Genomic DNA, 22,279 nt, shown 5'->3' on the forward strand with positions numbered 1-22,279 from the left:
AAATATTTATAGATACTCCGTTGCCACACTTCAATCTGCTGACAAATTATTATGAGTTCTATTCACCTTAGCGGTTCCTAATAACCCACTTATCATGCATTTATTGGATAGTCTTTTTTCTAGCTCTAAGCCATTTAAATAAGTCTGGAATATCAAAGGATAAAGAAATTAGATTGCAAACCATTAGAATGATTAAAAAATATCGGTAGTTGTTCGTTAGCACTACTTCAGAAATCATTAAATAATTAACCAGAATAATTGTCAGAGGAATCCAAAATATTATATGTGGAATTGTCATCGCACTTGAAAAACCACGGTCAAACCATATTGGTATTGCATTGAATAACAGACCTGCAATTGCAAAACTAACGACTAAACTCGATCCTGGATTTCCCATGAAAAAAATGGAAGCTATATTCACCGGCACAAGTATCAAAAAAACCCAGATCTTTACCCACGTACGTAATCCCAAATAGCTTTGCCAAATATCAGACAAAAGATTCATTTTATTGAAACCTCCAAATACAAATTTTATTAATAGTAGAGCATTAAACTAAAGAGCGACTAAAGAGCAAAAACAAACTAACTCGATCCTTGTCATACGTTTAACTGTGTGCTGTTTGGTTTGATAATTGTGCCGCCTTAGACAAAGCCCACCAACCTATAAATATGCTAATGATGATCCTAATTGGAAAATATAATAAGGCTGGCAAATTAAACAACCATAAAACTACACCTTCAGGTAAAACGTAAAAGGAAACTTGCTTAACCCAGTATATAATTTGAACATACTCTTTTAGGAAATCATTAATTGAAATGCTTAACAAAGACCATTCGTTTAAATAATTAAGCCAAAGTAGATAAAGGCCAAGCGCCCCATCACCGAAACTGCCAACAACAGAAGACCAACCTAAAATTAATAAAAAAATTCTCATGAGTACCTCTACATAAAAACGTATAACGCCCATTTTAACGGACTAAATAATAAAGGCTATATATTGACTAAACTTTGTAACAACTAGCTAAATTTAACGTGCTACCCCCTCATGAGCTGTTGTTAGTATTACTCTTGAATACGCCAACCTTTTGATTTTATACATGACGCATTCTCGTTAAAAAATGAAAAAAGTTGAATACCAGCAAAAGTTACATCATGACTCTCTGAATTTTGATTTAATGTTGTGCCACTAACCCCTTGTTTAGCTTGTAAGGCACATTCACTAGCATCTTTCTGAAACAATGCATTGTCAGCTAACATTTCACCATATTCCTCATGAACTACCATTGGTGGGGTCGTAGAGCATGAGCTAATCAAAAATAAAATAACAGGTAAAGTAAGTGTTTTAATTTTTAGAGACATAAACTGACTTCGAATCCTTATAATGCTAACGCCGTGTTAAGCGGCTTTTAATTGTTGACTAAAATGTGCAGTGAAGTGGAATCTAGCCAACGGTTGAAAATGTGGCTTGAGCAGCTTCTTAGATGCAAATTTCAGCTAATGCTCGTTTGTCTTTATTTATTCTTTGATATGTAGACTCTTCAAGTTCTTGCAGCTGACGATCAGCAATTGTCGTTTGCGCAGGCTTAGCCATATTCATAATAACAAGTCGAGTTTTGATAGAATTACACAAAAGTGTTTTAGCTTTATCTACATCATTTTCATTGATAAGAATTATAGCTGCTTGCATTTCTTTCGCGCCAGCCCAGATTTGATTAACGGCTGGGGTCGCACCAGCAGCTATACCAATATAGCTTCCTGTAAAAAAGCCACCTACGAAAATAGATAGTGTAAACAATGAAAATATAATTGTAGATTTCACAATAAATTCCTTTTGTATATTGCCCCTACTTAAAGGGCTGATAATAATTTGCTAAAATGTGTAGCGAAACGAAACCGAGTAAACTCTTAGCTGTATTGCTTTAAATTAGTGTTATATCAAAATATAACACCTATATTAACGGGCTAACTTATACAGGCTAAAGCTAGCTAAACTTTGCGAAGAATAAGTGCAGCCAGCTTAATGTGTTTCGTTTACTTGCTTAATAGACCACTTATTACTCAACCAAATCAATCTCATACAGCGTACTAAGTCCTTCATACTTATGACATTTAACATCGACTCTATTTGAGGACGTATTAATAGATTTTTGGCATGTTACATGTTGAGATTTTAACCCATACCTTTTAATGTATTCCCTGACTATTTCATCTATATCTTGTTTTTGTTGAGCTGTGGCATAGGAATAAAAAGATTTAAACTCTTCATTCCATTCTTTAACATTTGCTTCTTTAGCTACGCCTAACCAGCCCATACCAAGTGAAATTGACTGCTCGACATATTGACCTTTTAAAAACATATAAGCTAAGACATATTGCGAGCCTTTATATCCCCAAGCGGCAGGCTCCTTAAGTAAATGAAATGCTTTTTTATAATTTCCTTTTTTGTATTGAGTTATCCCTGTAACTTCTTTTACTTCAAGTGAATGTGTTGATTTTCTTATTGAATCTGTCGATTTGCACGACAAAAGAAAATAAACAGTTAAAGTTATTATTACTTGTTTAATTTGCATCTCAATCCTTTATAAATGCGCAGAGTCTTTTGTTCTTTTAAAATTATTAATTGTATATATTAAAACGCTTCATCATCACTATAAACATTAACGGATAGCTCACCATCTACACTTTCAGAAACTAAGAAATTTATTGGTTTACAACAAACTTGGCAATCTTCTATATATTGTTGGTTCCGTGTCTGATGGATCTATCAAAACCTCAATATTCTCTCCACAATATGGACACCCAATAGATTTTTCAGCTAATTGATTCAATTCTACACCCCATTATTTTCTTAATACGTATCCCTTAAATAAAGGGCTAAAATGTTGAAGAACGAAACAGAAAACTGTTTTTGTCCTTGTTTTATTTCATGTTAGTTTCATGTTAGTTTCATGTTAGGTAAGTAACCCTACTAATATTAATTTGTCATCTGAGTAAATAAAATAAGTACAGTTAAAATGACAATAAACCACAAGATAACAGAACCTTTCTTTTCTTCGTTTAACAATAACTGATTAATTAAAGCTGTTATTAAAGACAGTTCAAATAAGCTCCAAAAAATAACTATCGGTAATAATAGTAAACCTTCAGATCCATTAGATAATAAGAGTATGGCAGCGAGCAAGAAAAGATGACTACCAATAAAACTTTTTAAAATTGCATCCATACATCCTTTTTCCTTAGCACATAACATCTCAAAAAGAGCTTTAAAATAATTGGGTGAAATAAGCGACGAATGAATAAAAACCAACTATTTCATGTACTGGTTTAATGATTTTTTATATAGAAATAACACTCAAGTTTCAGGGGTTTTGTTTTGATACATTATCATTTTTTAGCATTAAAACAATTAGGTAAACAATGTTAAGAGGTGGAGTAATACATAATATTACACCGATTAATGTTACCACCTTGGGTGTGGAACTCTTACGTTTACCTAAGTAGTAACTTAAACCACCAACGATAAACATTGAGACAAAAACAAACTGACCGAATAAAGTCGCATTGATATTCAAGTGCTTAAACCCTTTTTCATATAACGCCCCGCTAAGAGCAGATTTATTGTTTGATAAAATATACGTTAAAGGAGTATATAGCTAACTGTTATTTTCCCTGCTTTAACGGCTTGTTATGTGTCTGTATAGCTAACCTTTGTTTTAGCTAAATAGTCATGTAAACAACGTCTTTCTTTACCAAAAATAAAGAGTGGATTTACAATACCTGATATAAACTGTCCAAAGGATGGAATTAACCCAATTAACTGCATCGGCAACATTCGCTTAAAGTAAATAGTAATTAAACTAGCTTTGGAGCCATCTAAATTTTCAACACGAATAGACATATAGTTCTTGCCAATTGTTTGCCCATAATAGTACAAAAGATATCCATGTAATAACAAAGTAGTAAAAACACCGTATATAAACAAAGTGCCGATTAAATATATAGATGGTTCTTTAAATGCATCAAAACCTACGTAATAAAAAACGGGGATCAAAGTAGCGAGTCCTAACGCACCATCTATGATTGCTGCCACTAACCTGTCAGATTTTGTAGACTTTTCCCCAATATTTTTAATCGTATTGATTTCTTCAGGGCTCTCAGCTTCTTTTAGGCGAATTAATTCCTCTATTTGTTTTGCTCTCTCAGGGTAGATATCTTTATCAATTTTCTCCAAGGAAGAATAAAGCTCTTCTAGAGAATAAGATGAAAAGTCTATTTTTGAATCCATGCTCAGACTACTCCTTGGCACATATTGCCTTACTCATAGGTAAATAATAATTAGTTAAAATAAGCGACTAAAGAGCAAATATCCTGCTGTTATTCGTCTTTAATAATTAGCGTGATATATTTCTATTTCACCACTTTTGGCGGTAAATAAATAGTAAATTCATTAATTGGCTCAATAAGTACACTATGTGCAACTTGTTGTTCTTCTTGTGTTACTAATCCCAATCTAGATAATAAACCAAAGCTAGCAGACTTAAGGTTTGCAGATGATACTTTTAATTGCTTATGCCAAACACGATAAGTACCTAGTACTCCATCTCTACGATGATAAAAGCCTGCTAATGGATGAGTTAAATATACAAGTCCAGTTTCAGTATCAGGAAACCCTGCAAGCTCAATTGAAGCATCTTTTTCTTGTGATAATTCAACACTCGCTGGAGCCCAAGTGGCATCGGTAGTCATTTTATATTTACGATATATCTTTTGTGATTCATCGAAGTCGCAGTCGAATTTAACTTCACCTGAATACCAAGGCAAGTTCCATAAAAGTCTTGGAACTGCAAGCGTCCAAGAATCCAATGTAGTTCCTAGAAACCAGACACAACGTTCGTTGGTTTGTTTATCGATTATATAAATTCGATAATTGGTTTGTCCCATAGTAAATTTAGGGAATGGATAAACAGCGGAAGTAAAATCGACATCTATAAATGGGACTACAGAAATTAGAGCTTTTTCTACTCCATTAATTTCAACGCAGTCCAGCTTAAAACGTTCAGGGAAAAGTCCATCAAATCTTGCAGGATCTACAGCGTAAGTAATTATGGCAAAATGCTGTAATTTACATAAAACATCAAGCCATTTTGGCGGAGGTCTTGAATGGAGATAATCATTTAACTTCAGTGAATCCAATGCCTAATCATCCTTGAAATATAGCGCCTATTTAATCGGAAAATATAGTTGGCTAAATAGTTAAACGCCGTAAAAACAGCCAACTGTATTTTCTGTTTGAAGTTCTTGTTCAATTTATTTAGCAGCTCAATGTATGCTCTGTCCAATACAAGGTATTGCCTAATAAAACTACACTACCTGAGATTATGAAACTCACCGGTACTATTAAACCTATTTCCACTAAACATTCTCCAAAATTTCTATCCTCACAAATTTCGATGTCATCCATATCAGTTGCTTTTAAAGTTAACTTTTTGGTGAATGTTTCACCACGTTGACAATAAGGTTGGCTATCAAGAGCTGGTTGGAATGCACATGATGTAATGCATAAAGAAATAAGGGAGCTAACTAGTGCCTTTTTTAGACTCATAAAATGAAATATCCATATAAACATAATGCCTCATTAAGAGGCTAAAAATAGTTGGTTAAAATAAGCGACGCAGGAGCAAAAGCCAACGGTTTTTGTCCTGCTTTAACGATTTATACTTATTTTTAAAAGCCACTTACAATAATTAATATAAGAGCTAAAATAAAATATAAATAGCTTTCTTTAGATAGTTTATGATCAGTTCCTAACCAACTTTTAATTGGCATTGATAATAAACTAGGAGAACAAAGGAATCCGCGTAACAATGATAAAATACCAATAGCACCTGCCACCGAACCAAAATCAATAACGCTAGTTGTATAAATATTAATGGCTAGAAAAAGCATAACTAAAGCCATAAAGCATTTAATTAATATTGCACTCCGTTGAATTTTTGAACTTTGACTATCCATGAACTCGATCCTTGTTGAATAGGTATAACGCCACTTAAGCGGCTAAAATAGTTGGTTAAAATAAGCGACGAAGGAGTAAAACCAACTGTTTCCTGTCCTTTAAATGACTTATATTTTGTTATTAATACGGTCTAATTAGATTCTATTAAAAGTGTATACGAAACGACAACCCCATTAAACCAAGTATTAGAATTGATAGAAAGTAACTCCCAACCCTCTTTACTAATTTCATCAAGTTGATTGTTAAGAGCATCTAAATCAACAGATCCAAAGCCCCAATATTTTCTTTTGTTAAACTCTACCACTTTTCTCATTAAGAACACTCCATGTAGATTAAAAATATAATGTCAAAATAACAGGCTAAGTAATGGTTGGCTAAAATTGTGTAGCAAAGCGAAACGTAGCCAACTGTCCTTGTTTATTTTTTTATGTTTACGGTAACACAACAACAACTTCAACTTCTAAAAAGTGGGATTCACTCCATAGCCTTTTTACTTCAACCCAACTGGCAGACGGATATTTACCGTCAAAATGAGCCTTACGTATTGGAATTGCTGACTTTAACTTTTCAATGTCAGTAGTGAAAATAACTTCTTTTACGATAGCATCTGTTCCAACATTATAATCAGACAGTATCTTCTTGATGTTAATGTATATATCGTCTACTTGGCTTTCAAAGCTGATTTTTTCGCTCGTAATACCAGAGATATATAGCGTGTTATTATTTTTTACTACTTGCGTATAGCCAGTATCATTCTCCCAAGGAAAATAATTTTTTCTTTCAATGGCTTGGTTCGTTGTAACACACCCAAAAAGCAAAATACTACAAAATAATAATAATGATTTTTTAACGAAATTTATCAATTGAACTCCAATGATGAAAATAAACATAACGTCAAAATAATGGGCTAAAATAGTAGGCTAAAATGGAGCGAAGCGAACAGTTCGCTGTTTTTAATCCTTTTAATTTGCTTGTTATGTGAATTAGCCACATGCTAATTTTGTTTGCTGTATACAGGCTTTTTGAGATTGCTCCGTTGATTCGCCGGCCATACAGAAATCTAGCCTCAAAGTCCTTTTCTCATGAGAAATGTCAGTACTTGTTACTACAGGAACCCACTTCCATGTTTTTAACATTTTACGTGAGTATTTACCAAGGTGCTTAGTAGGTAATGAATTGATAATTTCTACATTTTCAGTTTTACCCGAAGCTGAAATATTAAAAGATAAAACAGCACAACCTCTTACCCCTGAGCGGGCAAGCTCTATTGGATATTTAGGCGTGTTTTGATTGGCTCGCTCCCAAATAAAGTTATTTGCAGGTGCTATATCTGTAACCTGTACATCACCATATATATTTTTCGCTATACTGCTTGTCGATACAGTTAAAAATACGAGGCTAGTTAGGACTAATAAGTTTTTCATATACACTCCATTGTTTAATCAATTCACATAACGCCCTGTTAACGGGCTAAATATAGTTAGCTAGAATAAGCGACGAAGTAGCAAGAGCCAACTATATTTATCCTTATTTACTTACTTGTTAGCTAGTACTTTGAACTACAAGCCTTTCCTTTGCAATATAAGATAAATAGCGCTGAAAAATTGCTAGAAATATAATAGGAAAAACTGCTGCATAAGTTCGATTTCCCTCAAAATAAATGGCGAAAGGTAACATTAAAAAAGTTGCTACGAGTAGGTAAATTGAAAGTTCTCGGGTACTACCTTTAACCGCAATAAAGCCTGATGAAGATGCAAAGGTCGTAATGGTACCAATAATAGCTATTAAAAGAATAATGGCTGACTCGCGTAATGAGTCATAAAGTTTTAAATACCACCATTGTTGGAAAAAAACAGCTAGCCCACCGAGTATGAGGTAGATGTTACCTGCAAGCACAAGTCTATTTAATGGGTTATTTTGAGGTAATAAAATAGCTAACTGAATTAAACCTAACAACGCACCGAGTTGAAATGCGTCTAGCCAACGTTCATTGGATGGTACTCCATTCCAAAAAGCAAAAGTTGCAAAAGTAGATAATGGAAAGAATTGAATTAACGCGAATATCCATTTACTCATCTGATTGACGCATCCTTGTGCTTGCTAACGCCCGTTTAAGTGGCTGATAATTGTTTATTAAAATGTGTAGCGTAGCAAAACCGAGCAAACTGTTTTTAGTCCCGCTTAATTGCCTTGTTAGCTTTCTTGAATGATAGATGATGATGATTTCCGCATTGCAAAATAACACATAAGCCCACTGTAAACATCAACAAATATATGTAGCAATATGGGTAAAATAATATTACCTGTAAAAATGAAAACACCACAAAAAACGGCTCCCATAATACTAGTCCTAATGACTTCCTGCCATCCTAAATATATATGCCAAAGGCCAAAAACAGCACTACTTAATAATATTGCAGCAACCATACCAATATGACTATCTATGAGAGTAAAAAGATAAGCACGAAAAAGCAGTTCTTCACATACTCCCGCTGAAACAGAAAGTATCAATGTAAATACAAGCATTTCATTTTTAGTCACCGGTAGAATATCTTTATATGCTGCGAACTTACTCTTTATTTCCGTTCTTAACTCCTCACTTGATTGAATTGATCTGATTAAGAGTAGTAAATAAATTATTGCAATTAAAAGTAACGATGCAAATAGAATATTTTGCCAGCTATTTTCAATCACAAACCCAAAGTTGGCAACTGAAAGTTGACCATTAGAAAAAAGATGTATCAGCAATAAAGTAGGGAGCCACATAATAAATGAGATTTTTAAAAATTCGAAAGTTTTATTCTTTGACTTATATTTTTCGATGATTAAATCAACGATAGGATAAAACAAAATCATTCCAATTAAAGTTATCTCCAAATAGTGCATCGATCCTCCTTGAAATATAACACCGCAATAAGCGGAAAATTTTAGTTGGCTAAAATGTTTGAGGAACTTAAAACGGCTAACTGTAAATTTTTCGTTTGAAGTTCTTGTAATGGTGCTGGGTTCAACCTCAACGCGCCTTTTGTTCTTTCGCATTACGGTATGTTTCTGCTGAACTCATGGCTAAGGCGTGAGCTTTATTAAAAGCATTGATTGCTGTCGTTTCAATATTTGGAATAACTCCTGTACCTTCCCAATTGGTTTGAGTAATAGGATTAATAGCACGGCCTGTAGGAACATTAATACTAAAGTATTTATTTATTTCTATCGGTCCGCCCGGGTTTGCACCGCCGCCAGTACTTTCACCTACAATTACTGCCCTTTTACGAGTCTTCAAGTTATAAGCAAACTCTTCAGCACCAGAAAAAGTATATTTACTTGTTAAAACAAATAACGGCACATCAGGCATACGCTTACCTGGCAATTCATCAAGAGTCCAAAACTCCTGAGTTCTATTTCCTTTTCTCCAATATAGACTATTTAAATGAGTCTTTTCACCAAAAAAATAACTGCAAATATATTGCACCATTTCAGGAGAGCCACCATCATTTTTTCGTAAATCAAAAATAATGGCATCCGTATTTTTAATAATTTTCAATACGCCATCAACTGTTTCTTTTGCTGAGTCGAAACCGCTAAAATATCGGAAATCAACATACCCAACATTACCGTCTAGTATTTCAATTTTTTTGAAACCATAGTTCTCTGTTTGTTCCTGCTTTAAATATTCTAAGTGGGGATTATTTGTTTTTACTTGCTCTAATTGGGCTTTTTTAGGCTTATTAACTCGAACTTCCATATGTTTATCATGGTTTATGTGCTGTAAATCTAAAGTTAATTTGGTTGCAAATTTATCAGCATCAATAATCTTACTATATTCCCCTGTGTTTAATTGCTTTTGAATATAAGTAGCATTTTGTGCTGCAACTTCAGGAAAAACGTAATTTTCAATAATGATCTGAGAAATACTTTCAACCACTTCTTTACGTTGTTCCGCATTTATTTCAAGGTTTTTTGATTGAGCAATTGAAGAGAACATGACGGTCGAAAGTAAAACTGATATTAATTTAAATAACCTAAAGTGAGGTATTGAGTAGAACATACAACTTCCTTATTAGATGGTGAGATATAAAGCACCATAACGCCTCACTAAGAGGAAATAATAGCTAGTTAAAATAAGCGACGAAGGAGCAAAAACCAACTATTATTTGCCCTTTTGGGTAACTTTTTAGGCATATTTCACTGAACTATAAGGAGTTGACTTAAAGAACTGAATCTCACATGCGTTTGATAATAATACTGATTTTCGTTTTTTTTACCATTACATCCGAAAGATATCTTCACTTTTCTTGCTTCGCCATAAACAATGATTTTTTTATTTTTAAGAAATATCTCAGGAGTTTCCCCATGTTTTTTTATAAATGATTCCCTTACTTTAGGAGAAATAGCAATTGAAATATTTCTTGGATCCCGATAATCAAGTTCGGAATTTAGATATACAATATTTCTTGGTTTTCCTGTAGCTTTTACATGTAATTCAAAGAATCCCTTTACACCTTTAGGTGAAGCTTCAGCGGCTCTTTCAATTGCTTGAATTGGTGAAATATATTCAGATACTTTCTCTGCATCTTTTGTACTAGCACACCCAGACAACGCACCAATTAAAACTAAACTAAGTATTCGAACCAAGATGAAACTCCTATATGCCTAACGCTTTGCTAAGGGGCAAATAATACGTTTGCTACAATGCGCGAAGCGCAGCAAACTGTTATTTGTCTGTTTAAGCAACCGGTTAAGTTACTTTTTTAATTTTGTTTTAAGGTAATTAGATATAAAATACTGTTTTTCACTACTTAAACCCCAACCAAAGTTTATTCTCTTAGCACCTTCAAGAGATAAGTGACTATTTTGGCGAGAATCACTCTCTGTGATCCTTTCAATTGTTCTCCAATCAAACCTTCTGTACCAACCAATTGACTTTATACCAATAAATACCAGTGCTTTCCCATTTTCACAACTAACGACTGTTCTGCCGAATAAACTCATTAATGTAAAGCTAATAAGGACAATACTACCGATTAGGAAAGGTAGACCAAAAAGTGATTGTCCAGGATCGAATTCGCCACTGACTAATTGAGACCCATAAATTCCAGAAAGAGAACCACCAGCCCAAACTAGTGTAAAAGGTACTAAAAATAGTGCCATTAAACTTCGGTTAGATGCATTAATTGTCCAACTATATCCATTTTCATCAACAGCAATACCACTTATGGTTTGTTTAATGTCAAATTTTTTATTTGGGGTTGCTTCAAGCAATGAGGATAAACTTGTTAGGCTTTCACAACTTAAACAGTACGCAGTATCTTTCGGTACATTGATGTTTTCTGAATCTATTTTACTTCTACATTTACTACAATTGACTTCCATTTAAGAAATATACTCCTGTACCTAACGCCTTACTAAGCGGCGAAAAATAGTTGGCTAAAATTGCAAGGAACGAGCACTAGCCAACTGTTTAGCGTCCGTTTGAGTAACTTGTTATAAGTCAACAATTTACAGGGTAAATAAATGTACCTTCACTTAAAACAAAATCTATTTCAATAGGTGTACCGAGACGATTATTAATTTTATATTTTGGAAATATGAGTTTTATTTTATTTTCTGTTTTGAGGATAAGCTCAAAATAAACTGTGTACCACTCATAATCATTATTTCCATCCAAATCGAGATTTGTTAACAAAGTTGTAGGTTCTAGTTTTAACACCTTTAGTCCGTGTGTTGAATCTTGATCGAATATGAGCTTTTGAATATATTTCACATTGGCTGTGGTTGACCATTCACTATTTAGACTGAAACGCTCGGATTCAAATTTTAAATTTGAATCCTTTGGGATATAAATACTGAGATGAATTGAAAACTCGTCAATTAAATAAGGTTTTAATCTAACTTGTATATATACATCATCCAAAAGATCAATTCTTACTTTGTCTTTTGGGCCGCCACAACCAGATCTGCTTTGAGACAATTCACCTGATATTACTGGGCTATAATAAAGAGTTTTCATTGGCGCGCAGCCAGATATTATGAATACTAAAAATAGGTATGGTAGTAGATTCATCAATTAGCGATCTCTTGACTTATAACGCCCGCTTAAGCGCTTGTTATGAATACTACCCTCGCAATTGCGACGTTATAGAAGCTTTAATTGATTGCTCATAATCACCAACTAGATCAAGACAAACTTCTTTTGTACAATAAGAAACAAACTTTTGAGGATTGCCTTTCGAGTCCATTGCTGATATCTCATAAAGTGTATATGACTTAAATTGACTTTCATTAACAATAACATCGGTTGAGCTTCGTTTAAAGTCGGCGACTAAATCTAAATCATTTAAGCGAAAATCCATGAAATATTTTCCACCTTCTGAATTCTTGCAAGTATAGAGAACCGAAGCCTTTTCTTCTAGCAAGTTTGCTTTCGCTTCGCAGTCTATAGATAAAACTAATTTATCAGGAAGTATTTTTACAACAACTCCTTTTTCTGACTTTGCAGAGGAGTTAAAAGTAATAAGTATTAATATTATGCCTAAAATTTTCATGGAACCATCCTTTGTATTTATAACGCCGTTTTAAGCGGCAAATTGCAGTTGGCTAAAATGTGTGAGGTACGAACAACAGCCAACTGTAATTTGTCCGACTTGAAAACCCTTGTTATGTGTTTTTTTAGAGTAAGACTGTAATTCTAAGCTTATTGTAAATTTGTCTTAATTCAAAATCGCTAACTAAATTAACATCAATATATGCATGGCAATCTACATTGTATTTTATGATTAAATTCTCATCATTGTCATGTCGGTCTTGAGAAAAATACACATTAGTAATTGTACTAATCTTAATTTTTTCAAACTCCAATGAGCTGAGCGACTTAGGAAAACTAATATAGTCTTTAGTAAGTTCAATAAAGCGCTCAGTACCTTTTATCTTATTGTAAATTTTTATAAATGGCTTAACCGCCAAAAGAGGGCTAAGCAACAATAAAGTTAACAATACTGAAAAGAAATATAATATCGGTTTATCATTAATATTTTCAAGTGCTAGGATAAATTTAATAAACACAAAGTCGAAAGCGTAAAAGCTAAGCCCAGAAAATATTACGCAACCAATAGCATAAAATAAGAAATCCCCTGCTTTAGCAGTACACTTAATTCGTTTCATACACCTAAACACATAACGCCCCGCTAAGGGGAAATTTATAGTTTGCTAAAATTTTGAACGGAGTGAAAACAGCAAACTGTTAATTTTCCCTCTTGAGCGCCTTGTTAGGTAGCCATTGGTATGAAATAAGAGATACAACTGCTGACAAGACTATTACAATGAACAATAACTTTAAAGGCAATGAATGCTCAAAGTAAGGTTCATAACCAAATTGGGCTATCCAAATTATAGCCGCTATTACGTTGTAACTTATTGCACAGACAATTGCTAAATAAACACTTTGAAAGCCGTGAGTTAACCTATACTTGTAGGTTATATAAACCGATGTAAATACAATAACAAGGTACCCAAAAAGTTTTTCAGCAATGATATGAACACTCCAAACAAGATTAATTTCATCTTGTGATGGATTATTTGGGTATGGATAAGCAAACCAAAAAAGTTTTGCCGCTATAACCATAGAAAAAAAACCTACAGCGCTTAACCCGATTATTGACACCAAACTTTTCATGGCTACCTAACGCCCAATTAACAGGCAAAAAATTGTTGGCTAAAATAAGTGAACGGAGTGAACAAAAAGCCAACTGTTTTTTGTCCTTGTTTAATTTCTTGTTATGTTTCTGTACGCAACTCAGCCAATTGACCAACATTATTTGAGTTTGCCACTGATATTAGATTACTTTGAAAAGTATCAATTTCCGAAGGCATGATAACTAAACTAAATGAGGAACTAAAACGATTATTCTTTGAATTTACGTATGATGCTATGTGCGTAATTTCAACTTCTAGTTTTACGTGCCCAGAACTATTTACACAACTAAAACTTAATTCAAAGTTTGAAAGTGTGTTACTTTTGCCTGAATCAAATGTTAACAACTGATCCATTTTTTTAGGGAAACCTTGTAGCGATTTAGTGAAAGCAAGAAACTCACTTTCGTTAACATAGCAATCTGCTTGACCGGAAAAACCAAAGCTTGAACCACTAACCCTAAGTTTTAAACAATCATCAACTTCGGGTAAAACTTCCATTGTTAGAAAAGAACTCATAGTCACCTAGAAACATAACGCCCAATTAACGGGCTAAAAATAGTGGGCTAAACTTGAGCGGAGCGAAAAAGTGACCGCTGTTTTTAGTCCCTGTTTAATTACTTGTATGGATAATAACACCCACATCCATGTTCTTTTTTAAAACCAGTTTAGGTAAAGTGAGGCCCAAGCTTTGGCTGCAACCAAAGCCTTTTTATACGATAGTTCGATTGAATGATGGCTCCTCTATTGAGAGACCGATAACAAGTGGGAACATCGTATAAAACTCCAAGCAATAAACTCGGATAGTCAACGGGGCCTCGAGCCCGAATTAGCAAGGCAGAGTCAGCTTATTATGAATACACAAAATAATCAAAATGAAATTAACGTCGGGGTTGATACCGGTAAAACTCAAATCGATATTTACATACGCCCATTAGACATTTACTTCACCGTGACCAACGATGAAAAAGGTATCAATAAAGCCGTAAAAGAAATTAAAAAACACAACCCAACACGCATTGTCATTGAAGCAACAGGACGGCTTGAACAAGCCTTTATCATTGCTTGCGCAAAAGAGACATTACCCTTTGTTGTTGCCAACCCCGTTCGCATTAAAAAGTTTGCGGGCTCTGCTGGTCAATTAGCTAAAACCGACAAGCTTGATGCGAAGTTAATTGCTCACTATAGCCAAGCCTTAAAACCCGAACTATCTACGCTTAAGCCTGAAACACTCAGGGAAATGAGTGACCTATTATCAAGGCGATGTCAGTTAATGGAAATGCGGACAATGGAGAAAAACAGACTTCAAATACTGCCTAAATCGCTAGCCAGTACGATTAACCCTATGCTCACAGCCATCAATAATCAGCTAACTAAAATAGACAAAAAAATGGCAAAACTGATTGAGCAATGTGACGAATATAAAATAAAAAACGACATTATTCAAAGTGTACCTGGTGTCGGAAATGTCGTTGCTTTTAGTCTGTTAAGTAACATGCCAGAGCTGGGTTATATCAACAATAAAGAAGCCGCAGCTTTAGTCGGGGTAGCGCCAATAAATAGAGAAAGTGGCGCCTTTAAAGGTAAGCGAATGATACGGGGTGGACGACATCAAATACGTACTGCCATGTTCATGTCAATGATGTCAGCAATGCAATGTAACCCCGTTTTCAAAGCAACTTATCAGCGGCTAGTCGCCGCGGGAAAACCAAAGAAAATAGCCATAATAGCGTGTGTTAGGAAGATGATTGTGATCTTAAATTCGATGGTAAGAGATGGTGTCTATTGGGATCCAAAAATGAATTAAACATTAAGGTTTGACACCATAGTCACTTGTTATGTTTTTACGCGCCTTGTAATAAACCATGCGCCAAACAGTGGAAGAAACACTAAACAGAGCGGTTGCCCGAATAGTTTATAAAGAGCCCATACTTCCGCTTTAGTTATTTGGTTAACAATATAGCCAATTACCGCTAACACTATAAAAAGAGAGATGGTCATAAAGTTAAACCAACACCAAGCCTTATTAGTTAGATGTAATCTACTACCTAAAAATACGTAAGGTAATCCTTTGTTTTGAAAAAGTGTTATTGAAATAAAAAGTACCGCAATAATACTCCAATAAATTGTAGGTAGTAAGCCAGAATTATTGACTACATTTAATAAATTCAGCTGCTCACTCAAAAATGCGACGAGGACTAATGTTAAAGAAATTGAAAGTAGATATCGCCAGTACATTCCCCACAAATTCATTTTCTCCTATTCAGTCAAACTAGAAAGCTTAATAAAAACATAACGCCCAAATAATGGGCAAATATCAGTTGGTTAAAATAAGCGACGCAGGAGCAAAAACCAACTGTTATTTGTCCTGATTAATTTTCTTGTTAGGTTTTTCACTGTACCGATATAGTCTGAATTTAACAAAATATGAGACCAAAACAAGAGGTAAAGAGAACATAAAGACAAGAGTAAGGTACATCCCTAAACTTTCCACATTATAATTAAGTAAGTTTGAGCCAACTTCTAGAAACGACATATAAATAAAAGTTGCTAGGAAGATAACACCGAATTGTTTGTAAAAAGGAAGCCCACCTTGGTATTTTAAAAATAGAAATTGCAAAGTCGCGCAAATTAAAGCTAATTTTGTAGCTGAAATTGAGTAGCTATAATCATACGTCTCAGTTAACAAAGTAAAGCCGATAGCGGTTATTGTATTTAAACATGCAACCCAGTAAATAAAACTCCATAGTAGTAAATTTTTCTCCGACTTATCCATGATAAAACCTAACGCCCAAATAATGGGCTAAAAATAGTGGGATAAAATGGAGCGAAGCGAACAGCCCGCTGTTTTTAGTCCTGTTAATTTGCTTGTTAGGCGACGACTGCACGAGACTGCCAATCACCAATCGAATTCGCGACTTTCATTACGTCACTGCCATCATGATGGAATATCCAAACGGAAAAGTCATCAAGAGGATCTAGATATAATAGATCACCATTATCTTCGGCAATAACGAAACCATTAATGACACACTGAATTGGTACTCTTCCGTTAGGAGAAGTAAGAAATTGATTATCGCTATATTCAATGAAACATTTGATATAGAGCTCAAGTTGTTTGTGAGCAGGTGATTTACCTACACCGGGCATATCTATTTCTTCGTTGAGTTCCTCTTCGTTTAGGAAACACCAACAACGACCTTCAAAGTCGGGATCATCTTGAGGATATTCATTGAAACAATATTCATCTGCCTCATCAAGAGATGAAAGCAATTTAAGATATTCCTGAGGTAAACTTAAACCTCTTTCAACTTGAATACTTTGAATTGACATCGACAGTCCTTTAGACGCCTAACGCCCCGCTAAGGGGAAATTTATTGTTGGCTAAAATGTTGAACGGAGTGAAAACAGCCAACTGTAAATTTTCCCTCTTGAGCGCCTTGTTATGTAATTAATTAACCTTAATATTTCCTTTGTTAACCTGAGTATAAATTGTGTAAGGTAAAACAACAGTGTCTGCTACAAGGGAAAATGCAGAATCTATAAGAAAAGTTGGGACCCCATTAATAGAACTTAAAGTTCCATTGGCGTTTGGCTCCCCATATAACAAACACGCATTATAGGAAATTCCGCTATAAACCCTAGGAATACCTTTACAATAACTTTTATGCCCTTGATACGATACTTTCACCTGATTATAAATAGGATCAATTGTCTTCATAGTTGAGCATGAATAATTAAATAAAGCTAAACATAGCACCCAAAATATTTTCACTAAAACTCCTACCTCTGATAATTACATAACGCCTCAATAAGAGGAAATTTGTAGTTGGCTAAAATGTTGAACGCAGTGAAAACAGCCAACTGTAAATTTTCCTGCTTTATTGCCTTGTTAGGTAGCTTACGGTAAAACTCTATACTTTTGAAAGTATTATAGTTATGAACACGAAAGTCATACATAAAAGCATAAATAAAAGATACTTTCTTGCTAAGTTGAATCCATTTAGCAATTCCTGATTATTTCGATATTTATCAGCGTAAGACTTAGAAATTAAAGACAAAGTAAAAAGTGGCGTTGACATTAAGATAAGCTTTGTTGGTTGTAATGAAATACCAAGGAATTTAACATCATCTACGGCACCAATGGATTGAGCAACCATTTCTACAGCAGCTAAATACTTGTATAGAGAATATCCCCAACTAACTAATGCAACAATTAGGAATATTTTTGATACTGCTTCCATAAACTTTGCTACCTAACGCCACGTTAAGCGGCAAAAAATTGTTGGCTAAAATTGTGAACGGAGTGAAACAGCCAACTGTTTTTTGTCCGTTTGAACGTCTTGTTAGCAGTAAACTCTAGAATATAATTACCAGTAAAATGAAACAAATAACTCCGCCCCAACAATATGGGGAAACTAGCAGCATTTTTTGTAGCTCTTGTTTAGTCAGTACACCGCTTTTTATCGCATTTCTAATTGGCTGACCAAATAATGATGATGCTGCAAAAACTAACGCAATCGAGATTGCTAAAGAGATAATAAAATTTAGACCAATACCCTGTATTGCGATAACTCCGCCTAAAACCAGAGCAAATCTATTTATAGAATTTTTGATACTAACTTCCATGCTTACCTTTACTGCTAACGCCGTTTTAAGCGGCAAATTGCAGTTGGCTAAAATAAGTGAGGCACGAACAAAAAGCCAACTGTAATTTGTCCGACTTGAAAACCCTTGTTAGCTGGACACTTTTATGTTGCTCGGAATTAATGGGTACTTTTTGATTAATAAGGTCATGACCAACAAGTAACCCCAAACTTCAAAAAAGAAAACCAAACAAATAATAAAAGGAACAAACCATAAACTTAATTTTTGGTAGTTATGATACAGCCAAAAAATTGAATAACACCACAAAATATAACCAACAACAAGTGCTATAAAATGACCAGAAAAATCCAGTACATTAAATAATCCAGGGTGAAAGTCAATCGCATTTGCCGAGATTACGCTGAGAATGAAAGCTGAAATACCAACCCAAAAAATGCTTAATATGACTACTTTGATAGAGTTTATCCTTGTACAGCTAACAGTTTATTAGACAGATAATATCCCACTTTCCACAAGTGAAACGTCCATCTAATGAATATTTGTTCAAATCAATATACATAACTTAATATTATTATTCAATGCGTTATTGTTAGGTGCTGAATAAAAGGCAGTAGAAAGACAGATTAAATCTGCCTTTCTACAATAAAGCGGGAAATACAGCTATACTGTACAAATAAACAGTATCTATTTTAATTATTAAGGAATAATAATGAAATCTGAATTTCTCTCACACATTAAAGAAACAATGTGGACCAGACGCTACGCTAAACGAACTATTGAGTCATATTTATATTGGATTAAAGCTTACATAATTTTTATTGGAAAAGTTCATCCTAAAGATTGCCATGATAAAGAAGTTGAAAGATTTCTAAGTTACCTTTCGAATAATTTAAATCTTGCGCCAAAATCTCAAGCATTAGCATTAAACTCTGTTAATTACTTGTATAAACATATTTTAGTTAAACCGCTTAGCCTTGATTTGCGCTTTAATAAATCTAGGGTAAACCCAAAACTCCCTACTGTATTAACTACCCCAGAAGTAAAAGCACTTTTATCGGCTATAAATATAAATCACCTTTTACTATGCCAATTAATGTATGGCAGTGGCTTAAGATTAATGGAGGCTGTGCGCTTAAGAGTACAAGATATAAACTTTGACTATCATTGTATCGAAGTATGGAATGGCAAAGGTGGTAAACATCGAACAGTTACCCTAGCAACTGAACTGGCTACGGCACTCAAAGAACAAATATCGCTGGTAAAGTCTTACTATGTATTAGATATGAGGAATGATGATTACTCTGGAGTATATTTGCCTTTTGCATTATCGAGAAAATACCCAAGTGCTGCTAAAACATTTAATTGGCACTATTTATTCCCATCAAATCGCTTATATTTAGATCCTGAGGTCAACAAATTAAGACGCCATCATATAAACGAAACGGCAATTCAAAAAGCGGTAAAAATAGCATCTAAAAATTCAGGTATAGATAAAAATATTACTTGTCATACTTTACGACATTCATTTGCAACACACTTACTTCAACGAGGTGCTGATATTCGAACGGTACAAGAGCAATTGGGGCACAGTGACATTAGAACAACGCAAATATATACCCATGTGATAGAGCGCGGTGCAAATGGAGTTACAAGCCCTTTATCAACTTTAATATAAGCTAAGTGAACTGTGATTTTTTTAAGAAAAAATTAGATAAGCAATAATTAAACTGTAGTTAAGCGGCTTAAGTTTTTTTTAGATTATTAAGTTTTATTTAGAGGTGCTTTCTTTGGGGTTTGCTTTAGGTAATTGTGTGAGGTTTTAAGTTGCCACAGATAAAAATTTAAATAAATTGGCGGAGTGGACGGGACTCGAACCCGCGACCCCCGGCGTGACAGGCCGGTATTCTAACCAACTGAACTACCACTCCGCGTATTTATTTCTGTAAATTTTAAAAGGATTTACAACCTTTGAAACAATTGGCGGAGTGGACGGGACTCGAACCCGCGACCCCCGGCGTGACAGGCCGGTATTCTAACCAACTGAACTACCACTCCACACATCTTGCTTCTGTAAATTTTGAAAGGACTTACAACCTTTGAAACAATTGGCGGAGTGGACGGGACTCGAACCCGCGACCCCCGGCGTGACAGGCCGGTATTCTAACCAACTGAACTACCACTCCACACATCTTGCTTCTGTAAATTTTGAAAGGACTTACAACCTTTGAAACAATTGGCGGAGTGGACGGGACTCGAACCCGCGACCCCCGGCGTGACAGGCCGGTATTCTAACCAACTGAACTACCACTCCACACATCTCGCTTCTGTAAATTTTGAAAGGACTTACAACCTTTGGATTAATTGGCGGAGTGGACGGGACTCGAACCCGCGACCCCCGGCGTGACAGGCCGGTATTCTAACCAACTGAACTACCACTCCACACATTAATCACTGCTTTCAACAACAACTCGTTGAATGCGGCGGGAATAATACGGTTAACATTCGATGCCGTCAACCAGTTTTTTCCATTCATTTGTTTATATGTCTAATTGATGAACAATCCGACGTTTTTAACAGCAAAACAGGCAAATAAATACGAAAACTTTTCGTTATTTATTCTTTTTACGGCGAATAAAAACAAACATAAGTGCCGCAATGATGATCACTAACGTGTTTCCGCCAATAATATAGAATAATGTTTCTTTTTCTTTTTGGGCTATTTTCGCCGCTTGATCTGCTTTTGCTTGTGCTAATGCTTGGGCCATTTTTTCAGCTTCTAATGCTGCGTTAGCCATTGCTTGCGCTTTTTTTTGTTCTAACGTTAAATGACTAGTATCACCACTGAGAGTTGAAGTACCTGAATTACCTGCGCGTTCAACATTAAACGTAAACTCGGGCAGTTGAGCCCTAAATTCTCTGCCGTTAATGGTGTCGCCGAATACACTTGTTTCTATACGATGTACGCCAGGTTCAGTAAATGCAATTTTGTGTATACGCTTTAAGCCTTTTTCTTGCTTAACCGTAAAAGGCAATACCTGACGATCTGGAAACGTTACTTTACCCTGAATAAGTATGCTTTCGGCTTTTACTAGCGTGTTATCGATAGTAAATGTCGCAATATGCTCACCGTTGATGTTTTGAGTTGTTGCTACCGATATAGTTATTGGGTTTTTATGCACCACCACCGGCTTTTGTCTTAATTCTCTCGTGGCCATTGGCATTTTAACAATATAGATAGGTTGCCATTCACCAGGAGCAAAGTCTAATTTGAATTCCCCGTAAACTCTGAGTCCTTAGCGTGTTCGTCTAAGTCTCTGCCGTCGTCTCTAAATGACGCCAGTTTAACGGGCGCTGCACCGAAGTTATCGTACGCTGAATTATTGGTACTGAAAAAATCAACATCAAGTGCAAGAACATCTTTAAAGGAAGGGTTGTCAATTGGCACATCGCCATTAAATAGCCTGCCTGACATTTTAAGTGTTTCGCCTTGTAGAATAATTTCAGGTAAAGGCGTTACCTCTAATCTAATTTCTGAAACAACCATGATTTTACTGTTTGGTTGTACTTCACCTATAACTTGCCAAGGCCCAATCATTGGCGATTTGATTTTAATCATGTCGAATGTGCTGTCATCAAACCATTGCACTTTATCTTCAGGATAGTTATTGATATTTAATTTCGAACCGTTCGGCCTAACAAGTATCACGGGCTGAGCGCCATTTTTGTGATAAAACAGCAAAGTAACTTCGTCAAGTTGAGCGTCAATGCGAAAGCGGTTATCAAAATAAGGAATTTGGTTGGTTACGTTATCGTCGTTGTAATATTCAATTTCTGCGGGTAATTGCTGTGCATTAGCATTTAAGCTAAATAGTAAGGTAAGTACAGTAGTAGATAAAAATTTATTGAGTAATGCTTTGATAGTAAAAAAACGCCCTATAGCGTTTTTTAACAAAAGATTGATTATTTTAAGC

General features: G+C 34.9%; 32 protein-coding genes, 5 tRNA genes and 1 pseudogene. 2 read left to right on the forward strand and 36 right to left on the reverse strand.

Annotation, left to right across the window (positions count from 1 at the left end; translation table 11 throughout):
• Positions 1 to 100 precede the first annotated feature (100 nt).
• From DBO93_RS10485 to DBO93_RS10605, 24 genes and pseudogenes are all read right to left on the reverse strand, one after another.
• Entirely contained in the window at positions 101 to 505 is a 405-nt protein-coding gene (locus tag DBO93_RS10485; protein WP_108456301.1) for a hypothetical protein, read from the reverse strand.
• Between the two features lie 100 nt (positions 506 to 605).
• A complete protein-coding gene (locus DBO93_RS10490; RefSeq protein WP_108456302.1) occupies positions 606 to 935 on the reverse strand; it encodes a hypothetical protein in 330 nt (109 codons plus the stop codon).
• A 128-nt stretch (positions 936 to 1,063) separates the two neighbouring features.
• A complete protein-coding gene (locus tag DBO93_RS10495; protein WP_108456303.1) occupies positions 1,064 to 1,360 on the reverse strand; it encodes a hypothetical protein in 297 nt (98 codons plus the stop codon).
• A gap of 118 nt (positions 1,361 to 1,478) precedes the next feature.
• Entirely contained in the window at positions 1,479 to 1,820 is a 342-nt protein-coding gene (locus DBO93_RS10500; RefSeq protein ID WP_108456304.1) for a hypothetical protein, read from the reverse strand.
• Between the two features lie 235 nt (positions 1,821 to 2,055).
• Positions 2,056 to 2,571, reverse strand: coding sequence for a hypothetical protein (locus tag DBO93_RS10505; RefSeq protein WP_108456305.1), 516 nt, complete (start codon positions 2,569 to 2,571; stop codon positions 2,056 to 2,058).
• A gap of 59 nt (positions 2,572 to 2,630) precedes the next feature.
• Positions 2,631 to 2,829: pseudogene (locus tag DBO93_RS10510) on the reverse strand (CPXCG motif-containing cysteine-rich protein).
• 146 nt (positions 2,830 to 2,975) lie between these two features.
• A complete protein-coding gene (locus DBO93_RS10515) occupies positions 2,976 to 3,224 on the reverse strand; it encodes a hypothetical protein (protein WP_108456306.1) in 249 nt (82 codons plus the stop codon).
• A gap of 462 nt (positions 3,225 to 3,686) precedes the next feature.
• Positions 3,687 to 4,286, reverse strand: coding sequence for an RDD family protein (locus tag DBO93_RS10525; protein ID WP_108456308.1), 600 nt, complete (start codon positions 4,284 to 4,286; stop codon positions 3,687 to 3,689).
• Positions 4,287 to 4,408: 122 nt separating this feature from the next.
• Entirely contained in the window at positions 4,409 to 5,194 is a 786-nt protein-coding gene (locus DBO93_RS10530) for a DUF2071 domain-containing protein (protein ID WP_108456309.1), read from the reverse strand.
• A gap of 118 nt (positions 5,195 to 5,312) precedes the next feature.
• Positions 5,313 to 5,603 (reverse strand): hypothetical protein, encoded by a 291-nt coding sequence (locus tag DBO93_RS10535; RefSeq protein WP_162533766.1) that lies wholly within the window; start codon positions 5,601 to 5,603, stop codon positions 5,313 to 5,315.
• Between the two features lie 122 nt (positions 5,604 to 5,725).
• Positions 5,726 to 6,013: a hypothetical protein gene (locus tag DBO93_RS10540; protein WP_108456311.1), complete on the reverse strand. Its 288-nt coding sequence runs from the start codon at positions 6,011 to 6,013 to the stop codon at positions 5,726 to 5,728.
• Between the two features lie 131 nt (positions 6,014 to 6,144).
• Complete coding sequence (locus DBO93_RS10545) at positions 6,145 to 6,327, reverse strand: hypothetical protein (RefSeq protein WP_108456312.1); 183 nt, start codon at positions 6,325 to 6,327, stop codon at positions 6,145 to 6,147.
• Between the two features lie 118 nt (positions 6,328 to 6,445).
• Complete coding sequence (locus DBO93_RS10550) at positions 6,446 to 6,832, reverse strand: RidA family protein (protein ID WP_162533767.1); 387 nt, start codon at positions 6,830 to 6,832, stop codon at positions 6,446 to 6,448.
• A gap of 165 nt (positions 6,833 to 6,997) precedes the next feature.
• Positions 6,998 to 7,438: an energy transducer TonB gene (locus DBO93_RS10555; protein WP_108456314.1), complete on the reverse strand. Its 441-nt coding sequence runs from the start codon at positions 7,436 to 7,438 to the stop codon at positions 6,998 to 7,000.
• Positions 7,439 to 7,556: 118 nt separating this feature from the next.
• A complete protein-coding gene (locus DBO93_RS10560; protein ID WP_108456315.1) occupies positions 7,557 to 8,090 on the reverse strand; it encodes a hypothetical protein in 534 nt (177 codons plus the stop codon).
• Positions 8,091 to 8,207: 117 nt separating this feature from the next.
• A complete protein-coding gene (locus tag DBO93_RS10565) occupies positions 8,208 to 9,053 on the reverse strand; it encodes a CPBP family intramembrane glutamic endopeptidase (protein ID WP_108456316.1) in 846 nt (281 codons plus the stop codon).
• Entirely contained in the window at positions 9,028 to 10,059 is a 1,032-nt protein-coding gene (locus DBO93_RS10570; protein WP_108456317.1) for a S41 family peptidase, read from the reverse strand. Before DBO93_RS10570 ends, DBO93_RS10565 begins: the two co-directional genes overlap by 26 nt.
• A gap of 137 nt (positions 10,060 to 10,196) precedes the next feature.
• Positions 10,197 to 10,646 (reverse strand): hypothetical protein, encoded by a 450-nt coding sequence (locus DBO93_RS10575; protein ID WP_108456318.1) that lies wholly within the window; start codon positions 10,644 to 10,646, stop codon positions 10,197 to 10,199.
• A 108-nt stretch (positions 10,647 to 10,754) separates the two neighbouring features.
• A complete protein-coding gene (locus tag DBO93_RS10580) occupies positions 10,755 to 11,384 on the reverse strand; it encodes a hypothetical protein (protein ID WP_108456319.1) in 630 nt (209 codons plus the stop codon).
• Between the two features lie 118 nt (positions 11,385 to 11,502).
• Complete coding sequence (locus DBO93_RS10585) at positions 11,503 to 12,021, reverse strand: hypothetical protein (protein ID WP_162533768.1); 519 nt, start codon at positions 12,019 to 12,021, stop codon at positions 11,503 to 11,505.
• Positions 12,022 to 12,127: 106 nt separating this feature from the next.
• Positions 12,128 to 12,556 (reverse strand): hypothetical protein, encoded by a 429-nt coding sequence (locus DBO93_RS10590; protein WP_108456321.1) that lies wholly within the window; start codon positions 12,554 to 12,556, stop codon positions 12,128 to 12,130.
• 124 nt (positions 12,557 to 12,680) lie between these two features.
• The gene (locus DBO93_RS10595; RefSeq protein WP_108455940.1) at positions 12,681 to 13,172 is read right to left on the reverse strand and encodes a hypothetical protein; all 492 of its coding nucleotides are present in this window, start codon (positions 13,170 to 13,172) and stop codon (positions 12,681 to 12,683) included.
• A 79-nt stretch (positions 13,173 to 13,251) separates the two neighbouring features.
• On the reverse strand, positions 13,252 to 13,632 hold the full coding sequence (locus DBO93_RS10600; protein ID WP_162533769.1) for a hypothetical protein: 381 nt from the start codon (positions 13,630 to 13,632) through the stop codon (positions 13,252 to 13,254).
• A 152-nt stretch (positions 13,633 to 13,784) separates the two neighbouring features.
• A complete protein-coding gene (locus DBO93_RS10605; RefSeq protein ID WP_162533770.1) occupies positions 13,785 to 14,219 on the reverse strand; it encodes a hypothetical protein in 435 nt (144 codons plus the stop codon).
• 334 nt (positions 14,220 to 14,553) lie between these two features.
• Between DBO93_RS10605 and DBO93_RS10610 the strand changes: the two genes are divergently transcribed.
• Positions 14,554 to 15,507 carry an IS110 family transposase gene (locus tag DBO93_RS10610; RefSeq protein ID WP_108456324.1) on the forward strand — a complete coding sequence of 318 codons (954 nt, stop codon included), beginning with the start codon at positions 14,554 to 14,556 and terminating at the stop codon, positions 15,505 to 15,507.
• Positions 15,508 to 15,536: 29 nt separating this feature from the next.
• Here DBO93_RS10610 and DBO93_RS10615 read toward each other — a convergent pair whose 3' ends face one another.
• From DBO93_RS10615 to DBO93_RS10640, 5 genes are all read right to left on the reverse strand, one after another.
• Positions 15,537 to 15,953, reverse strand: a complete 417-nt coding sequence (locus DBO93_RS10615; RefSeq protein ID WP_108456325.1) for a septation protein IspZ — start codon at positions 15,951 to 15,953, stop codon at positions 15,537 to 15,539.
• Positions 15,954 to 16,571: 618 nt separating this feature from the next.
• Complete coding sequence (locus DBO93_RS10625; protein ID WP_108456327.1) at positions 16,572 to 17,033, reverse strand: SMI1/KNR4 family protein; 462 nt, start codon at positions 17,031 to 17,033, stop codon at positions 16,572 to 16,574.
• Positions 17,034 to 17,151: 118 nt separating this feature from the next.
• On the reverse strand, positions 17,152 to 17,475 hold the full coding sequence (locus tag DBO93_RS10630) for a YceK/YidQ family lipoprotein (protein WP_108456328.1): 324 nt from the start codon (positions 17,473 to 17,475) through the stop codon (positions 17,152 to 17,154).
• Positions 17,476 to 17,614: 139 nt separating this feature from the next.
• Positions 17,615 to 17,944 (reverse strand): hypothetical protein, encoded by a 330-nt coding sequence (locus tag DBO93_RS10635; protein WP_108456329.1) that lies wholly within the window; start codon positions 17,942 to 17,944, stop codon positions 17,615 to 17,617.
• 115 nt (positions 17,945 to 18,059) lie between these two features.
• Positions 18,060 to 18,329 carry a hypothetical protein gene (locus tag DBO93_RS10640; protein WP_108456330.1) on the reverse strand — a complete coding sequence of 90 codons (270 nt, stop codon included), beginning with the start codon at positions 18,327 to 18,329 and terminating at the stop codon, positions 18,060 to 18,062.
• A 688-nt stretch (positions 18,330 to 19,017) separates the two neighbouring features.
• Here DBO93_RS10640 and DBO93_RS10645 point away from each other — a divergent pair.
• Positions 19,018 to 19,983: an integron integrase gene (locus DBO93_RS10645; protein WP_108456331.1), complete on the forward strand. Its 966-nt coding sequence runs from the start codon at positions 19,018 to 19,020 to the stop codon at positions 19,981 to 19,983.
• A gap of 176 nt (positions 19,984 to 20,159) precedes the next feature.
• Here the strand turns inward: DBO93_RS10645 and DBO93_RS10650 are convergent.
• The 7 genes from DBO93_RS10650 to DBO93_RS10680 all read right to left on the reverse strand — a co-directional run bounded on the left by DBO93_RS10650 (position 20,160) and on the right by DBO93_RS10680 (position 22,260).
• Positions 20,160 to 20,236 (reverse strand) — tRNA-Asp (locus DBO93_RS10650).
• Positions 20,237 to 20,286: 50 nt separating this feature from the next.
• A tRNA-Asp gene (locus DBO93_RS10655) sits at positions 20,287 to 20,363 on the reverse strand.
• 51 nt (positions 20,364 to 20,414) lie between these two features.
• Positions 20,415 to 20,491: transfer RNA gene (locus DBO93_RS10660), tRNA-Asp, on the reverse strand.
• 51 nt (positions 20,492 to 20,542) lie between these two features.
• A tRNA-Asp gene (locus tag DBO93_RS10665) sits at positions 20,543 to 20,619 on the reverse strand.
• A gap of 51 nt (positions 20,620 to 20,670) precedes the next feature.
• Positions 20,671 to 20,747, reverse strand: a tRNA-Asp gene (locus tag DBO93_RS10670).
• Between the two features lie 170 nt (positions 20,748 to 20,917).
• A complete protein-coding gene (locus DBO93_RS10675; protein ID WP_162533771.1) occupies positions 20,918 to 21,523 on the reverse strand; it encodes a hypothetical protein in 606 nt (201 codons plus the stop codon).
• A 47-nt stretch (positions 21,524 to 21,570) separates the two neighbouring features.
• On the reverse strand, positions 21,571 to 22,260 hold the full coding sequence (locus DBO93_RS10680) for a hypothetical protein (protein WP_108456333.1): 690 nt from the start codon (positions 22,258 to 22,260) through the stop codon (positions 21,571 to 21,573).
• Positions 22,261 to 22,279 lie beyond the last annotated feature (19 nt).

It is taken from the genome of Colwellia sp. Arc7-D (genome assembly GCF_003061515.1).
Lineage (GTDB): Bacteria > Pseudomonadota > Gammaproteobacteria > Enterobacterales > Alteromonadaceae > Cognaticolwellia.